20 protein-coding genes and 1 pseudogene are annotated in these 15,970 nt (G+C 42.5%); 5 read left to right on the top strand and 16 right to left on the bottom strand.

Annotated features, from left to right (window positions below; translation table 11 throughout):
- The first annotated feature begins 3 nt into the window (after window positions 1-3).
- From BKM01_RS04105 to BKM01_RS04090, 5 genes are all read left to right on the top strand, one after another.
- Window positions 4-495, top strand: coding sequence for a metallophosphoesterase (locus tag BKM01_RS04105; RefSeq protein WP_072361235.1), 492 nt, complete (start codon window positions 4-6; stop codon window positions 493-495).
- Between the two features lie 221 nt (window positions 496-716).
- Window positions 717-839 (top strand): symporter small accessory protein, encoded by a 123-nt coding sequence (locus tag BKM01_RS11130; protein WP_013037568.1) that lies wholly within the window; start codon window positions 717-719, stop codon window positions 837-839.
- Complete coding sequence (locus BKM01_RS04100; protein ID WP_072361238.1) at window positions 830-2,428, top strand: sodium:solute symporter family protein; 1,599 nt, start codon at window positions 830-832, stop codon at window positions 2,426-2,428. The genes BKM01_RS11130 and BKM01_RS04100 overlap by 10 nt, the downstream gene beginning before the upstream one ends.
- Before the next feature lie 89 nt (window positions 2,429-2,517).
- Window positions 2,518-3,267: a DUF1638 domain-containing protein gene (locus tag BKM01_RS04095; RefSeq protein WP_084006334.1), complete on the top strand. Its 750-nt coding sequence runs from the start codon at window positions 2,518-2,520 to the stop codon at window positions 3,265-3,267.
- Window positions 3,268-3,347: 80 nt separating this feature from the next.
- Entirely contained in the window at window positions 3,348-3,776 is a 429-nt protein-coding gene (locus BKM01_RS04090) for an adenylyltransferase/cytidyltransferase family protein (RefSeq protein WP_084006336.1), read from the top strand.
- Here BKM01_RS04090 and BKM01_RS04085 read toward each other — a convergent pair.
- From BKM01_RS04085 to BKM01_RS04010, 16 genes and pseudogenes are all read right to left on the bottom strand, one after another.
- Complete coding sequence (locus BKM01_RS04085; RefSeq protein ID WP_072361244.1) at window positions 3,771-4,913, bottom strand: pyridoxal phosphate-dependent aminotransferase; 1,143 nt, start codon at window positions 4,911-4,913, stop codon at window positions 3,771-3,773. The genes BKM01_RS04090 and BKM01_RS04085 overlap by 6 nt on opposite strands.
- Window positions 4,914-4,933: 20 nt before the next feature.
- Complete coding sequence (ribH, locus tag BKM01_RS04080; RefSeq protein ID WP_072361247.1) at window positions 4,934-5,338, bottom strand: 6,7-dimethyl-8-ribityllumazine synthase; 405 nt, start codon at window positions 5,336-5,338, stop codon at window positions 4,934-4,936.
- Between the two features lie 63 nt (window positions 5,339-5,401).
- The gene (gene ribC, locus BKM01_RS04075) at window positions 5,402-5,866 is read right to left on the bottom strand and encodes a riboflavin synthase (protein ID WP_072361250.1); all 465 of its coding nucleotides are present in this window, start codon (window positions 5,864-5,866) and stop codon (window positions 5,402-5,404) included.
- Window positions 5,867-5,872: 6 nt separating this feature from the next.
- The gene (locus tag BKM01_RS04070; protein ID WP_072361252.1) at window positions 5,873-7,018 is read right to left on the bottom strand and encodes a pyridoxal-phosphate-dependent aminotransferase family protein; all 1,146 of its coding nucleotides are present in this window, start codon (window positions 7,016-7,018) and stop codon (window positions 5,873-5,875) included.
- A gap of 88 nt (window positions 7,019-7,106) precedes the next feature.
- Window positions 7,107-7,664, bottom strand: coding sequence for a CBS domain-containing protein (locus BKM01_RS04065; RefSeq protein WP_072361254.1), 558 nt, complete (start codon window positions 7,662-7,664; stop codon window positions 7,107-7,109).
- A 199-nt stretch (window positions 7,665-7,863) separates the two neighbouring features.
- A complete protein-coding gene (locus tag BKM01_RS04060) occupies window positions 7,864-8,544 on the bottom strand; it encodes a hypothetical protein (protein WP_072361256.1) in 681 nt (226 codons plus the stop codon).
- A gap of 76 nt (window positions 8,545-8,620) precedes the next feature.
- Complete coding sequence (locus tag BKM01_RS04055; protein WP_072361258.1) at window positions 8,621-9,709, bottom strand: hypothetical protein; 1,089 nt, start codon at window positions 9,707-9,709, stop codon at window positions 8,621-8,623.
- Window positions 9,710-9,839: 130 nt separating this feature from the next.
- Window positions 9,840-10,793, bottom strand: a complete 954-nt coding sequence (locus BKM01_RS04050) for a calcium/sodium antiporter (protein WP_072361261.1) — start codon at window positions 10,791-10,793, stop codon at window positions 9,840-9,842.
- Window positions 10,794-10,852: 59 nt separating this feature from the next.
- Window positions 10,853-11,290 carry a universal stress protein gene (locus BKM01_RS04045; RefSeq protein ID WP_072361264.1) on the bottom strand — a complete coding sequence of 146 codons (438 nt, stop codon included), beginning with the start codon at window positions 11,288-11,290 and terminating at the stop codon, window positions 10,853-10,855.
- A gap of 16 nt (window positions 11,291-11,306) precedes the next feature.
- Entirely contained in the window at window positions 11,307-11,831 is a 525-nt protein-coding gene (locus BKM01_RS04040; protein WP_072361266.1) for a VIT1/CCC1 transporter family protein, read from the bottom strand.
- Between the two features lie 95 nt (window positions 11,832-11,926).
- Window positions 11,927-12,349, bottom strand: a complete 423-nt coding sequence (locus BKM01_RS04035) for a response regulator (protein ID WP_072361269.1) — start codon at window positions 12,347-12,349, stop codon at window positions 11,927-11,929.
- 133 nt (window positions 12,350-12,482) lie between these two features.
- Window positions 12,483-12,953: a class II SORL domain-containing protein gene (locus BKM01_RS04030; protein ID WP_072361272.1), complete on the bottom strand. Its 471-nt coding sequence runs from the start codon at window positions 12,951-12,953 to the stop codon at window positions 12,483-12,485.
- 52 nt (window positions 12,954-13,005) lie between these two features.
- A complete protein-coding gene (locus tag BKM01_RS04025; protein WP_072361275.1) occupies window positions 13,006-13,257 on the bottom strand; it encodes a hypothetical protein in 252 nt (83 codons plus the stop codon).
- Window positions 13,258-13,269: 12 nt separating this feature from the next.
- Window positions 13,270-13,563, bottom strand: a complete 294-nt coding sequence (locus tag BKM01_RS04020; RefSeq protein ID WP_072361278.1) for a monomethylamine transporter — start codon at window positions 13,561-13,563, stop codon at window positions 13,270-13,272.
- 7 nt (window positions 13,564-13,570) lie between these two features.
- On the bottom strand, window positions 13,571-14,956 hold the full coding sequence (locus BKM01_RS04015) for an APC family permease (protein ID WP_072361283.1): 1,386 nt from the start codon (window positions 14,954-14,956) through the stop codon (window positions 13,571-13,573).
- Between the two features lie 177 nt (window positions 14,957-15,133).
- Window positions 15,134-15,970, bottom strand: a pseudogene (locus tag BKM01_RS04010) (monomethylamine:corrinoid methyltransferase); the annotation flags it as partial.

The following is a 15,970-nucleotide window of genomic DNA, read 5'->3' as shown; positions in this document are numbered from 1 at the left end:
GAAATGATCGGAATAATGGCTGATTCCCACGATAATCTGGAAATGATACGTAAAGCAGTTAAGTTCTTCAATGAAAAACAGGTCTCAGCTGTGCTCCATGCCGGGGATCTCGTATCACCCTTCAATGTAAAAGGATTCACTGAACTGAAGGCACCTCTCCACCTTGTATTTGGAAATAATGAGGGAGACAGAATCACCATAAAAGAATGGTTTGTAAAACAGGGAGCAAACGTATGTGGTGATTTTGGAACAATGGATATCGAGGATTTGCATATTGCCCTGCTACATGGAATCAATGAAGAAGAAATTGAGGCTCTTGCTGCATCCGGTAATTTTGATCTGATTGTCAGGGGACATACCCACCAGGCAGGCAGCCACATGATCGGCAATACACGGGTGATAAATCCCGGGGAGACTGCCGGAGTACTTACCGGAAAAGCTACTGTTGCACTGGTGGATCCCGTAACAAAGGAAACCGAGATAATTGAACTCTAAAAGAAGAGAAGGAGGCGTGGTCTGACAACAACGCCCTTTAAGGTCTGCAAAACAGACATAGTATTACAAAAATCATCTATTGTAATACTTAATTCTACTTTTCTGTTATTTTTCGATAAATACCTTTTGGTCCGTTTGTTTGATCCCTGTTTATCCTGCTCTTTTCGAAAAGTTCAAGTATGTTACTTGCTAACATTCCCCAGTATAAAAGAGGTGTAAAAATGTTAGGCATAGAGGACCCCTACATATGGAGTGCATATGTTCTGTGCATAATAAGTGCCATTGCCTGCATGGCATATGGAATTGCAAAATGGAATGAAGAGGAGGAAGAGGATTGCCTGTAAGCCCGGTAGTTCTTGGTGTAATCGTTCTGGTCTATCTGATGATAGTCTTCTATTGTGGATGGATTGCATACAAGCGCACAAAAGAAGTTGACGATTACATGCTTGCGGGGCGGAAAGTGCATCCGTACATACTGGCCCTATCCTACGGAGCAGCATTTATCAGTACCTCGGCAATCGTTGGTTTTGGAGGAGTCTCCGCAACTTTAGGCATGGGAACCCTGTGGCTCGTCTTCATGAACATCGTGGTTGGAATATTTGTAGCCTTTGTCCTTTTCGGATCACGCACACGACGTATAGGTGTAAACCTGGGAGCTGTCACATTCCCCGATCTTCTAGGCAAACGTTTCAACTCAAAATTCATACAGGGTTTTTCAGGTGCCTTGATCGGTGTATTCATGCCCCTTTATGCAGGGATCGTACTTATCGGAGGAGCCAGGTTCATGGAAACATCCCTGGGAATAAATTATGACGTGGCCGTATTTATCCTCACTATTATTGTTGCAGCCTATGTGATTACAGGAGGTTTACTGGCAGTTATGTACACAGACGCCATGCAGGGAACCCTGATGCTTGGAGGTATGACTGTACTGCTCATATTGACCTATGTTAACCTCGGTGGAGTCACGGAAGCCCACCAGGCTCTCACAGACATGTCATCAATGGTACCTGCAGGTTTAGCTGCAGGCGGACATACTGGATGGACATCAATGCCTGCACTTGGCACACCGATATGGTGGACAATGGTATCTACAATTATACTTGGCGTGGGAATCGGTGTACTGGCACAGCCCCAGCTGGCCGTGCGATTCATGACAGTAGATAGCAAGAAATCCCTCAACAGGGCAGTATTTGCCGGCGGGCCTTTTATCCTCATGATGGCAGGAGTTGCCTATATCGTGGGTGCCCTTTCCAATGTGTATTTCCTCGATACGCAAGGCCAGATTGCATTGGATGTGGCAGGAGGTAATATGGACCGCATCATCCCGGAATACATAAACAGTGCCACACCAGACCTTTTCGTTGCAATTTTCATGGTAACCCTGCTGGCAGCTGCTATGTCAACTCTCAGTTCCCAATATCACACAATGGGAACTGCTATTGGCCATGATTTTTATAAAGAATTCCTCAAGGGTGGTAAATCCGGAAAGACCATATCCGTAACCAGACTGGGAATCGCTGTTACAATCATATTGAGTGTCATCCTTGCCTACATGCTGCCAATCAGCATTATTGCCCGTGGCACAGCTATTTTCTTTGGCCTGTGTGCAGCTGCCTTCCTGCCCGCCTATGCAGGAGCGCTGTTCTGGCCGCGTATGACAAGGGAAGGAGCGATTGCAAGTCTTCTTGCAGGAACATTCAGCAGCCTTTTCTGGCTGACCTTTGTCCATGCAAAGGAAGCGGCTCCCCTGGGAATATCACAGGCTATTTTCGGAACGGAAACCCTGCTCACCGGCACCTGGACCGTTGTGGATCCAATCCTTGTTGCCACACCAATTGCAGCCATTACCGCCGTAGTAGTAAGCCTTGCTACCAAGCCAATGCCAGAAGAACACCTCGACAAATGTTACAGGGGATGCATCAAAAGATAAGGCCAAAAGGCACAATCTTAAAATCCCTTCCCTTTTCTCTTTTATACAGGTGATTTAACCTGCCAACCCTAACAATAATAGCCTGCAGAATGTTCGAAGATGAGATAGCATATCTCATAAAAGAGGACAATTCGGTAGATAATGTGATTATAATCGAAAATGATGAATCTTATGGTATAAAGAACAAACTCAACAAAGCAGGAGTGGATGTTGAAACAAAAACAATGGTGAATTTGCTGAATAACCCATTGTCAGATAATCAATTCAATATAGTTATCCAGATACTTGAATTTGCCCTGCATGCAACCCCAAAGAAACTCAAGGATGAGGTATACACAAATACCAAGAGATTGACACCCATATCTGACGGTATATTGCTTTTCTACGGATTGTGTGGCAACGTACTCTCAAATATAGAACAGGATTTTGCCGATCATCCCTGTCCGGTGGGAATACTAAGAGAAAATAACGGGGAAACAATTGATGACTGTATCGGTGCCGTACTTGGAGGCAGACAGGAATATCTCGACACTCTTAAGAGTTTCAAAGGGGAAGGGGCTTTTTTCCTGACACCCATGTGGGCAGCCAACTGGAGGGATATGCTGGTTTCTTCTGGGTTTGGCAAAGATAAAAACGACATTGAAACATCGAGATATGTCTTTAATGAAGTTGGTTACAAGCACGTAGCAAAGGTCGACACAGGAATTAATTACGAAGAGGATTTCCACCAAAAGGTCGATGAGTTCGCTGATTTATTTGACTTTGATATACTGCATGTACCGGCAAACCTTAACACTTTAAAGCAGTGCTACAGTAATTTCAAAAAGGAATTATATTGAACCTAAAGTATCCGGTTCTTTTCCATAAAGTTATTAAAGGTAATTCCTATTCATTAGCGGACAATAAATCAGGTGATGAATTGACACGCATACTTGCAACAGGAACCTTTGATATACTACACCCGGGCCATCTCTACTATCTGGACCAGGCCCGGAAGTATGGCAATGAATTATATGTCCTTGTTGCACGGGACTCAACAATTGAACATAAACCTAAACCCATAGTTCCTGAAAAACAGCGGCTTGAAATGGTTAAAGCTTTAAAGGTTGTGGACCATGCCCTTCTGGGAAGCGAAGAAGATATGTTCAAACCCCTCGAAGAAGTACAACCGGATATCATCGTACTGGGGCACGACCAGGTATTCGGTGAAAAAGAACTTGAAGATAAACTTCAAAAAAGAGGATTCAAGACAAAGGTAGTTCGTCTGGGAAAGCCCCGGCAATGTCCGCTTTGCAGCAGTGGCAGAATTATAAAAAGAATCCTGGAAAGAAAGAGAACAGAATTATAAAAGGCAATTCTCAATCCTTTCAAGAGCTTCTCTTATCCTTTCCTGTGAAATAGCATATGAAAGCCTCACGAAATTGTTACCACTTGGGCCAAAAGCCGAACCGGGAGTAGCAGCAACGTGGGCATCTGAAAGTAATTTCTCAGCAATCTCTTCACCATTCCCATACTCGCTTACATCCGCAAATGCATAGAATGCACCCCTGGGACGGCTGCAATGTATACCAATATCATTCAACCCATCTACAAGGATATCGCGACGTTGCCTGAATTCGGCTACCATGTCCTCAACAGGTTGCTGGTCACCTTCCAGTGCCTCAATGGCACCATATTGAGCAAACGTTGTAGCACTGCTGACAGAATGTGACTGGATTTTCTGGAAATCATGGAGGAAAGCTTCATTGGCAGCGACATATCCTAACCTCCAGCCTGTCATCGCATATGATTTGGAAAAGCCATTTACAGTAATAGTGCGGTCCTGCATCCCTTCCATAGCACCGATACTGTAGTGTTTTTCATCATAAAGTATCTTCTCATAGATCTCATCGGAGAGAACCAGCAGATTATGATCAATGGCAAGGTCTGCTATTTCTTTTAATTTGTCCTTGCCAAATACACCACCCGTGGGATTGCAGGGGGAATTGACAACTATCAGACGAGTTTTATCTGTAATGTGATCTCCAATATCATAAGGAAGAAAGCCATTTTCCGGGTCTGTAGGCACCCATTTGGGGTTTGCTCCTGCAAATTTGATGCATGGTTCATAGGAAACCCAGGCAGGATCGAACAGGATAGCCTCATCGCCATCATCAAGTACAGACATCATAACTTCGAAGATTGCCTGTTTGGCTCCCGGTGTAACCATCACATTGGATGCATCCAAATTCAGATTGTTCTCTGTTTGTAGTTTTTTGGCTATAGCTTCGCGCAGCGGTTTGATACCCGGGGATGGAGAATAATGAGTTTCTCCGCTATAAAGCGCCTTGCATGCAGCATCACTGATGTGTCTGGGTGTATCAAAATCCGGTTCACCCAGACTGAAACTAATTACATCAATGCCATCATGCTTGAGCTTATTTGCTATATTTGCTATACGGATTGTCGGGGATTCAGCCACTCGGGCCAATCTTGAAGATGCCATTAGTAGCCCCTATGAATTATTTAGAGACGCCTGATAAGTTTTACCGCAGCCTCTACAGCCCTCTTGGCATAATCGACCCTCTGATGAGCCTCCATGCGACTCATACCGGGACCTGCAATGCCCAGAGTGACAGGCTTGTTGTATTCCAGAGAAAGGTCGGTAATCTTTCTTGAGGCATGCTGGACCACGATATCATCGTGACCTGTTGCACCTTCTATCACCGAACCAATGGTTACAACTGCATCAATGTCATCTTTTTCGCAAAGTTTCTTGATTGCGAGCGGCATATCGTAAACACCGGGCACAAGAATGGTATCTGTCACTTCCGCGCCCAGGAATTTCGCATGTTCTATACCAAGCAATTCCATCTGGTAGGTAAGATCCCTGTTAAACTCCGCTACCACAAATCCCAGTCTGATTGTCATTATATTGTTCTCCAATGCAGATTTTGCTTCCTAATCATACTTATAAATTATAAAATCAAACTCTCATCCACGCAGGCTTCCTACATCCTCAAAACCCTGCCTCTGGCCCGTACCTGCCTGTTTTACAAGTTTCTCAGGCTTAAAGAGAAGATCCACGACATTAAGAGCATGCTCACGGGCCCGGTTCTCCATAAGAAAAGCAAGCTCCTTTTCATCCTTGCCTTCATCTTCGTGAACAAAAACTTCTATTATATGTGTGTTTGTCATAAGCTGGGCCTGAATGATACCCGTGGAAGCCTCATGTGCACACATTTTATCTTTTTGAGCAGCACCGGGCATTCCAAGGGCCATAACTATTTCACAGCCCTGCTCATCGATAAGCTTTTTAGAAGCCACCGGCAGGTCTTTTATACCCGGAACTGTGATCCGAATTATACGGGCTGAAACATGCTGCTTGATCTCATCCACAGCAGCACTGCCCATATCAAAACGTGCAAACGTCGTGTCTACAATACCTATGGTTTTCATACTATCTCATTTATACAATACTTCAATTGCAGCTTCTGTTGCAGGACCCAGTTCTGAAACCACTCCATTCTTCTTGAATACTACTTCAATCTGCTGGAGAGTACTGAGAATATCCCTGTAACTTACATTGGCCATACTTCCAATACGGAAAATCTTGCCCTTAAGGTGGGCCTGTCCGCCTGCAATTGTAATTCCGGATTTCATCATTTCTTTTTTAAGGGTTTCACTGTCCATACCCGCCGGTGCCTTCATTGCCGAGACAGTGTTGGAATATGCACTGTATTCACTGAGCTGTGGGAACATCTCGATACCCATAGCATCCATAGCAGCACGCACAGCAGCTGCACCCTTATGGTGCCTTGCTATCCTGGCATCCATTCCCTCTTCTTCAATTATATGAAGGGATTCCTGCAGGGCGTAGAATAGGGGGATCGCAGGTGTGTAAGGAGTTTGTGTTTTTTCCTTGTCAGCACTCTTTTTGCAGGCTTTGAGATCAAGATAATAAGGAAGGTTTTCTTTTTCCATTGCGTCAAAGGCAGCTTCACTTACAGAAAGCATTGAAAGGCCTGGTGGTGCACCAATACATTTCTGGGAACCAACCACTGCTACATCAACTCCCCAATCATCAACAAATACATTATCTCCGCCCAGGGAGGTTACGCCATCCATTATAAATAGGGCCCCATATTTCTTTGCCAGTTTGCCAACCTGTTCGGCAGGATTCAGGATACCTGCTGATGTTTCGTTGTGAACCATGGTAACGGCCTTTGCTCCTTCCTGAAGTTGTGCTTCAAGCATATCCAGGTCCACTGAAGAACCCCATTCAAATTCCAGGGGAACGACAGAACCGTATCTGGATGCAAGATCTTTGAAACGCTCCCCGAATTTACCATTCTCAATGGAGATTATCCTGTCATCTTTGTCTGCGATACAACCTACAGCAGCTTCCATAGAAGCGGTACCTGAACCACTTAACACAAAAATATCATTTTCTGTCTTGAAAACGTCAGCAAGAATACGACGACAATCATCATATATTCCAGAAAATTGTGCTCCACGATGATTGATCATCGGTTTGGACATTGCCCTGAGAACCCTGGGTGGTACTGGCACCGGGCCCGGCATCATTAATAAATTATCTTCAAGGTCCATAGACTTTCCTCTAATAGTTTTTTTAACTAATCCACACCTAATGTAGCGCTAATATTTAACTGTAGTTAAACAGTCAGAATAAACAATATTAACCGTGTAGCAACTTAATTATGTCGTGTTTGGTGATAAATCCGATAGCAACTCCTTTTTCAAGCACAAGGACAGCAGGATAGCGTTCCAGCAGTGTCGATACAATACCAATATCAGCCTCCGGAGAAACTGCTGGAAAAGATTCACCCATCATATCGCCTACTTTCATTTTAGATATCACGGCGGTTTTTTTCTCAGCCATTGACTTGACAAACGTGTCCTCTGAAATACTGCCTACAGGCACACCATTGTCAATCACAGGAACCTGAGAATAACCATGCTCCTGCATGATACTGACTGCATGGTCCACCGACTCATCGGAAGATACAAAAACCACAAGGGTATGCATGATGTTCCTGACACATATCTTTTCTTTTTCAGATTGGTCAAAAGCATCAAATATTTTTCTCAATGTAGATAACCTAGGATCAACATCACCCGACTCTATTCTTGCTATAAGGGGCTGGCTGACACCGGCTCTTTTTGCCAGGCCGCTCTGTGTAAGTCCTAGCTCTATCCTTTGCTGCTTTATGGATTGGGCAGTTGGCAGTATCATTTAGTAATATTGATGTGAATTTTATTATTTAAGCAATTGCTTATTTAGTTTAAACCGAGCTGATTCCAACAAGCTTGAACCTGCCCGATTTTATTTAATCAAGTATATGCTGCTTCCTCCTGGAAGTATGTGAATTTCCACTTCCCCACGTGGAATTCACCTCCCAGCATCAACAGCGATTCGTTATTTCATTATAATATTACAATAAACGATCTTTATAGAATACAAACGCTAACATCATTAGACATAAAAATGTTCCAAATCCAGGTGTGGATCGATCTTCTCCAGTGTCCTTAGAATCGCTGATGTTAGCTTCTTTATTATCTTCTAAAGTCTCATCCAGGGATCCAAAATTCACATCATAGTAACCAACCGCATCAATATTGTTTGTAAGCCTAAAAACAACTGGTATGTTTTCTATCCCATTCTTGTCTGCTTCTTCTTTTATAATATTGTATATCTTCTCTATTTCTTCATCAGAATACGTTGTATTATTATCATTCCTGTAAAGATCAATTGCAAAATAACCGGTTGCTGTATTGTATCCATAAAGCACAACATCTCCTTCAGGATAGAAATCGGGACCAATTTTATCATAAGAATTAGCTCTTATATCTCTCAAAGTATAGATATATGAAACTAACTGGCCAGTATTTTCAATCTCTGGGAGCTCACCGTATACTTTGATGACATTTGGATCATAGATGTTACTAGCAGGATTTGTGAAACTTGAGATCTTCTCATTTTTTAATCCAAGATAAACTGATAATGCCCTTTCATCTGTATAATAATCTACATATTCAATATCATCAAAATTTGCAGACCCCATATTAGTAAAAAGAATTAACAACATTGAAAGTGTGACAATAATTTTGTACATATTTATTCTCCAAAAAGATAAAGGCACGAAATGTGCCTTTAAATGAAGTTACACGTGATAGTTAACCTCTTCAGAATCATGCTTCAAGAGGTGTAACATCCAACTTTGATGTCACTTCACTGCATGGTATATAGAATGTAACATCCGCATTATTATATGTTCCATATGCAGAGATGATGCCTACAACCTTGTTGCGACCATAGTATGTGTAGTATACTGGTCCACCACTGTCTCCCTGTTGACATTCATTATCCATAACTTCAACTTTGTCCATGTACTGTCCACGAATGGTTACTCCAGTTAAAACTGCCTCATAGTCACCAAGTTCTACACCGCTCACACAACCTGATCTTTGCAAGTACATGGATGTTATACCACCTGAGTAATATCCATCTACATCAATAGTGTAGCCTCCTCCTACGTGAATCTTTCCAACCACATTATCGTAAGGAACGAATGCAACATCGGAGTCACTTCCAATAAGGGAAGAAGTTCCTGACTCGTTACCAACTCCTGGAAGAGGCTGGTATGCCTGTATTCCTGAAGACCAGAAACTAACATGTCCAGCGGTGACATATCCTTTCTGGTTGTCAGAGTCTCTTTCTGCAGCAAATCCAACGCTTCCAACCTGTCCAATAGTTCCATTGGTTGTTGTCATTGCAATACCTCCTATAATAGGGCGATATTTTAAAGAATATGAAGGCAAAGCTGGCCAGTCGCCCGTGGCAGGTTTTATATGTTCATCAAGTGTAAAAATGATTGGTACATCTTTTATGCCTACTTTTACTGCATTGTTTCGAATAATTTTTGTTATTCCCGCAATGTCTTCTTCTTTTATGTTAGGATAATCCTTGTAAAGCATTACAGTAACATATCCATCAGCATCTGCTAGTATAATGAATTCAGTTGGCAACCCAGCACGTTTCCAATTGGGAATGATAGTATACTTATCTATCAAGCCTTCTTTCTGCATACTGCGTGTGTGATAGGCAGCAGAGTTACCATCTTTGAAATCCAGTATCTTCGCCAGTTCTGAATTCGTGATCTTGCTATTCTTCAACAAAGCCAACAGGATAAACATATCAGTCATATTCAGGTTTGAAACTTCAGATAACACATGGGCAATATTTTCCATTCTTTTTTGATTAGTTTCGTTCATTGTCATAACGATAAGATTGATTCGTTAAAATAAAAATATATCTTTATTTTGGATTTGTAAAAATCCTTTCTCTAACTTCAGCATTTCAACATTGTTTTTTTAGTCTGGTTAAGGATTTCTACAAAGCCCTTATTGATTACATATAGAAAAAGAAAAGGCCTACAATGTATGCAATATAAGTGGCTAAGATAATAGCTCCCTCCCAGCGTGCAAGCTTGCGACCTGTCAATCCAAAAAATACAATCATACCCATAATTAACAACATTGCAGGAAAATCATAGTATAGGGATTGGTCCTGTATCGGAAGTTCACTGATAAGGGAAGAAGCACCCAATATAAGTGCTATGTCCATCGTATTTGCCCCAAGTATGTTACCGACTGCCAGGTCATTATGTCCTTTACGAGTAGCTGAAATAGCAGTTATCAGTTCAGGAAGAGATGTCCCAAATGCTACAAGGGTCAATCCGATTATCATCTCGGGAACACCAAGCCACATAGCAATGTCAGTACCGGAATCAATCAGGATACGACTGCCACCCACCACAAGAGCAGCACCAAGAACAAAAAAAACCACATCTTTTGAAATAGAATCGGATACTTCGCCGAGTTCTTCATTAACTTCTTCATTTGTCCCAAAGAGCATCGATTGAAGTCTGTAATTGTAATAAAGAAAAGCAACAAAAACTATCAGTAAAAGTATACCATCAACAGGTGTGAGCATGCCGTCAATGGATACTACAATCAGCAGCAAAGCCGATACAATCATAAATGCACCCCTTTTCAAAAAAGAGGAATCCTCTACAGGAATCGAGCGTAAGACTATTACGCCTCCAAGGATCAGGCCAGCATTGCATATAGCAGAGCCTACAGCGTTACCAACTGTCAGACCTGTATGACCCAGATAGGCAGCATATGCAGAAACAGCAAATTCCGGTGCAGTCGTTGCGAAACTAACAATAGTCGCTCCTATAATCATTTTAGGAATGCCACTTTTTTGGGATATAGAAACTGCAGACTCAGTAAACCAGTCAGCACCTTTTGTAATAAGGATCAGACCTACTATAAAAAGAGGTAAAGTATATTGCTGCATTTTTGGGATCAGCGCAATATGGTTAATAGAGAATATAAAACTTAACCGATTAAAATTTTTCAGTCACCTGCAGTAATAACAAGAACCGGTCCTATATCGGCAGCAATTAACCATCTTGTGAGGCTTCCAAAAGGATTGCTACGCAATGATTCTGTCCCCATTACAGTAAGATCAACCTTGTTTTCCTTTGCGATATTGATAATTTCACGACCCGGATCCTTGCCTCTAACAACCCGGCTATGGAACTCTATGCCATGTATTTCAGATTGCTTTGCCGCATATTCCAGATTGGCTTCTATATTCTTAATAACCAGATCGGCAAGTTTTTCATGAAACTCATCCGGCAATGATTTTAAGTTGTTTGGCTCTTCCACATAAATTACAATAATGCGCCCATTCTCCATAGAAGCAAGATGCAATGCATTATCTATCACTTTTTTAGAAAGTTTCGTTTCATCAATTGGCACCAGAATGTTACTATAGGTTATGTCTTTCATTTTACCCTCATCCCTCTCATGTAAGTCCAAAAGCAGTTACAACAATTACAACAAGTATTCCAAGCCCAACCATTCGGACAGAATGTAGTATCAGGTTCTGCCGGGCTATTTTGCCGGAAAACATTCCAAGAGCAGCCAAGACAATTATACTTAATACAACTGAGACCTCCAGTGCATAATTTTCCAGAAATACAAACGGCAATATCGGCACAAGAGAACCAATGAGACTGGAACCGCCATGTGCTAGAGTATCATATAATATTTTATTGCGTGTTTCTTTTTCAAGACTTGTAGATTCAAGATTGCGTAAGAGAGGTTTTTCAAGATCAGCAAGATGGCCATATTCTACCGCACTTTCTGCAAGATAAGAACCAAGCCCATTGGTCATTGCAAGAGCAAGCGCACCTCCCAGAGCAGCATTTATTATGAGATCAGGGTTAGAAGAGACATTCGAAGCACCAATGACAACACCAAGTACTGCCAGTACTCCATCAATACTGCCAAGGATAATGTATCTACTTTGATCGGATTTTGGTTTCATTTAAGACACTCAAGAGTTTATGAGCACGTATCAGGACATAGGTATATGATTACAAAAAATATAACAATTTTGCATACAGGGTTCGATTTGTTCTTTCATCCTGACAAAGCACAAGAATCAGAAAAATCCAATGTCTCTGAAGAGGATTGATTTTCAGACAAAGCCTCTTCTATCATATTACGCAGCTGTGAGTCATCAAAGGGTTTCATTATAGTTCCCACTGGTTTTAGTTCATGGACACGCTTCAAAATGGCTTTGTCAGAGATACCGGTAAGGAAAATAAAATGAGGAGCCAATTTCTGTTTGATTACTTTGGCAGCTTCAATTCCGTCTATATTGCCTTTGAGAACAATATCCATCAAAATCAAATCAGGTTTCAAATGTGATGCCATATTTATAGCAGTTTGCCCATCTGCCACAATTCCACAAACAGTATAACCCATCTCTTCCAGTTTGAGTTTTATGCCCATTGCAACGATCATTTCATCCTCAACTACCAATATGCCCCCGGATTTCATGATTATTCCTCTGTTTACTAATTTATAGAAAAAATATATGAAGTAAATTTTTAAATAGCCATTTGTTTTTTGTTGCAATAAAATAAAAAAAAAGTACCGGCAAGACCGGTATCTTAATTCCAAATATAGATTATCAAGCTTTCCAGCTGCATTTTTTGCCTGGTTTTTGTTTTGAGGACATGACTTCCACTTCCATGGAAGATTCCCAAAGGCCATGGACATTACAACTTTCAATTGCTTTAAAATCTGTAATCACAGAAGTCAGACCACAATCTCCACAAACATTTACACCCCTTATGTGACAGACCTCAAACTCTTTTGCACCAATTAGCTCCTCATTGGGAGTTACATTAAATGTGGCTTCTGCTTTTTCTGCAGATGGCCCAAGATCCACCCTGCCTATCTTCTGATCCGCAAGATAGAGGTCTACCCATTCGATGTAGTGACCATCTTCCATTACATGTGGTTCAATTCCTACAGAAACCGTTACTTCATAGGTACCTCCTGCTGTCATCATTGACGGCCCTTCGATTACCGGTATATGTTTCTTTTCAGTCTCCGTTGGATTATCCTTATCTTTTAAACGGTTAATATTATCAGTCATCGTATCACCTACCCATTAATTAAAAAATAAGTTGCCAGAAATGCTGACAACTTCAGAACCTGTAATTCTTAACCGAGTGGAAAAGCACCACTCCAAAGAACACCAGAATTACAGCAACCAGGCTGAAATAAGACACCGGGTCCCAGATAAATTTCATGCCTCCTGACTCCCCCCAGCCTACAAGGACGGTACCTTGCAGGACAACAGGCAATACAACACAGATACCTGCCACTATAAAAATAAACAAGATGTCAAATATCTGCATGAAAGCACTTCTTTCTTTTCCCCTGCTAGTAACTGCCATACTTAATCCTCCTTAGTCATAATACCTGAATGTGTACATGTGTTCCTTTATAGAACTATACACCCTTAGACATGCAGCGGTTCCTATACCCAGTACCAGCAGTAAGAACAGCACATAAACCGGGAATATACCCGAAAGTTCAGGCGTGCTATCCCATACAGTAGTAATTATGGTATAGAAGATGAATGACTCTGAGAAGAACAAAATACCCATCAAAGCCACCACAACAAGAGCGTCCTGCCGCAGTTTGCTCATGTATCTTCTAGTATCAACATTTTCCTCTTTTTGTTTATCTTCCAAGATCATCACCTCCTTATGTCCTCACAGGGTCGGGCCAGCCCATCTCTTCGCCCCAGTCATGGCTAACTTCTAAACTCCGATATCTCCGGTTGAAATAGAAATATGCAATCGCATAGAACAACAGGCCAAATATCAGATTATACCTGTATCCCCACTGCAGGGTTGACATAATCACAAGTGCCAGGAATATTGTGAAGTATGCAAGCCAGGGTTGCAACGGACCAACGAATGGACGCACTTTGTTGCTGTGTTGTGGGAACATCTTCCTGAAACGAATCAGGGAGAATGGAATCATAACATAGCACACAAGTCCTGATGTTATCGAGAATGTGATAACCTGATCCAAGAAACCACTGAATGCAAATGCAATAGCAATTGGCATAGTGAAAATAACAGCCCTGTAAGGCGTATTATACTTTGGATGTACAGCAGAGAACCATGGTGTAAGGAATTGGTCCCTTGATAGGGCATACCATGATCTGGACGAGTCACAGATAGTACCGTTGGCACTTGCAAGACATGTAAAGAGAGTACCTATTGCAAGAAGTACTACGAGCAATTGTACACCGCTGTTAGTGGCTGCCTCATAAAGTGGATAGACAGATACACCAAGCTGGTCTGTTGGTATAAGACCAGAACATACATACAGTGTCATACCGGCTGCAAGCAAAAGAGTGATCATCCCCGCCTGTTGACCCAGCGGAACTGCCCTGGAAGGATGTTTACATTCTTCAGCACTCATAGCCGCTCCTTCTATACCCAGATAGAACCAGGGACCAAATTGCAATGCAGCGAAAATTCCTATAAAGCCATTTGGAATAGCACCGGATATTAAGTTACCCGGATTCCATACACCTGCAAAACCTGTAACACTCATAGCAAAGAATACAAGAATTGCAATGAATGCAGTAAATGTCAGTGCGAAATTAAGGTTGAGCGCTGCCACAACCCCTCTGTAATTCATAAATGTCAAGAACGTGATCACTAAAAGCGTGACCGGGAATACCTGTATCTCCGGGAAAATTGATTCTGCAATTGATGCCACAACAATGGCATCTGCGGCTTCCAGAGCGATGTATTCCATATAAACAGCAAGTCCCACCAGTGCCGCTGCACCGGGACCTACAAATAATCGTGCCCAGTCATAAGGTCCTCCCGCAAGTTTGGTAGATGCACCTAGTTCACTTGCACATAGAGAAACCATCAGATACATTGTACCGGCAACAAGTAATGCCAAAAGGGAACCCAATATACCACCTTTGGCAACTGTAAAGTTCCATCCCATATATTCACCCACAAGCACAATCCCGACACCAAGTGCCCATACATGGTATGGTCTTAGTGTCTTGACAAGGCCGGTGGATTCTTCCAAGGGATCTTTAGTAGTTTCATCTGTCATTCAATATTCCCCCATTATTTTTTCGCTACCTTCATTGCATCAAGCAACATCCAGCCGATCATGGCGAAACATACCAGGTAAATGACGCCGTTAATTATAGTCCAGGTCATTCGGATGCCTCCTATTTGTTTTTATATCTCTACTAAAAAAAGAGCCATAAAAATGGCTCTTTCACACTCAGAATACCAGACCCAGGTCTTCGAGTTTCTTTTTTGCACCGTCATAGACCTTGACGTATTCCTCGGTCGGTGTAACGGTTGCAACATCATAGCATTCCTGGAACGTCTTGCCTGCAGGTGCGTTGGCATAATCGCCTTCATAGCTTGCTACAAGTTTATCCAGAATCTGGTTGACAGTATTGATATCCATACCAGCAGTTGCACGTGCGACTTCTCCCATCATACGTGCTTCCATACCGGTTGTCTTGTCAGTGATAACACCCTTTGCGGCTGCAACACCGGACAGGATCTCACGACCGGATGCAGTATCGGTCATAGACTGGGCTGCAGCCTCAAGCAGGCACATCTCGGTGCATGGACCGGCACATGGATAGTACTGGTTACCGGACATAAGGTCTGTGAACTCGGAAATGGTGGCACATGTCCAACCTGCGATCATAAGGGTCTCACGAGTGTTGGTGGATCCCCAGCGGATGTGCACTGGACCATCAAGGTGCCAGCTGGCACTGCTCATTACCATAGAGTTCAGGTGGGTTGCAACATCGACAATGGCTGTTTCCTCAACACCGCCGGCGTAGCCTCCAAAGATAGGCATCTGTTCATCCATGATGATGTCACTGTTACCCTTGTAGTGGGCAATGACAGCGATTGCGTCAAGATCGATCTTGAGTTCGTTCAACTGGGAGACTTCGTGGCTGTCGTTGGAGTTCATACCACCGACACAGTCTGCACCGATGTTACCCTGGGCAGACAGAGAAGTCTCAGGGCCCTAAACTGCCATACCAGGACGACCTGCCATGGAAGCGGCGGTCCTGATCTGACGGGTTTCGGATTT

Origin of the sequence: Methanohalophilus portucalensis (genome assembly GCF_002761295.1) — an archaeon.
In the GTDB taxonomy this organism is placed as follows: Archaea; Halobacteriota; Methanosarcinia; order Methanosarcinales; family Methanosarcinaceae; genus Methanohalophilus; species Methanohalophilus portucalensis.
The sequence above is the reverse complement of the archived record's forward strand: the minus strand, read 5'-3'. Positions and strand labels throughout refer to the sequence as shown.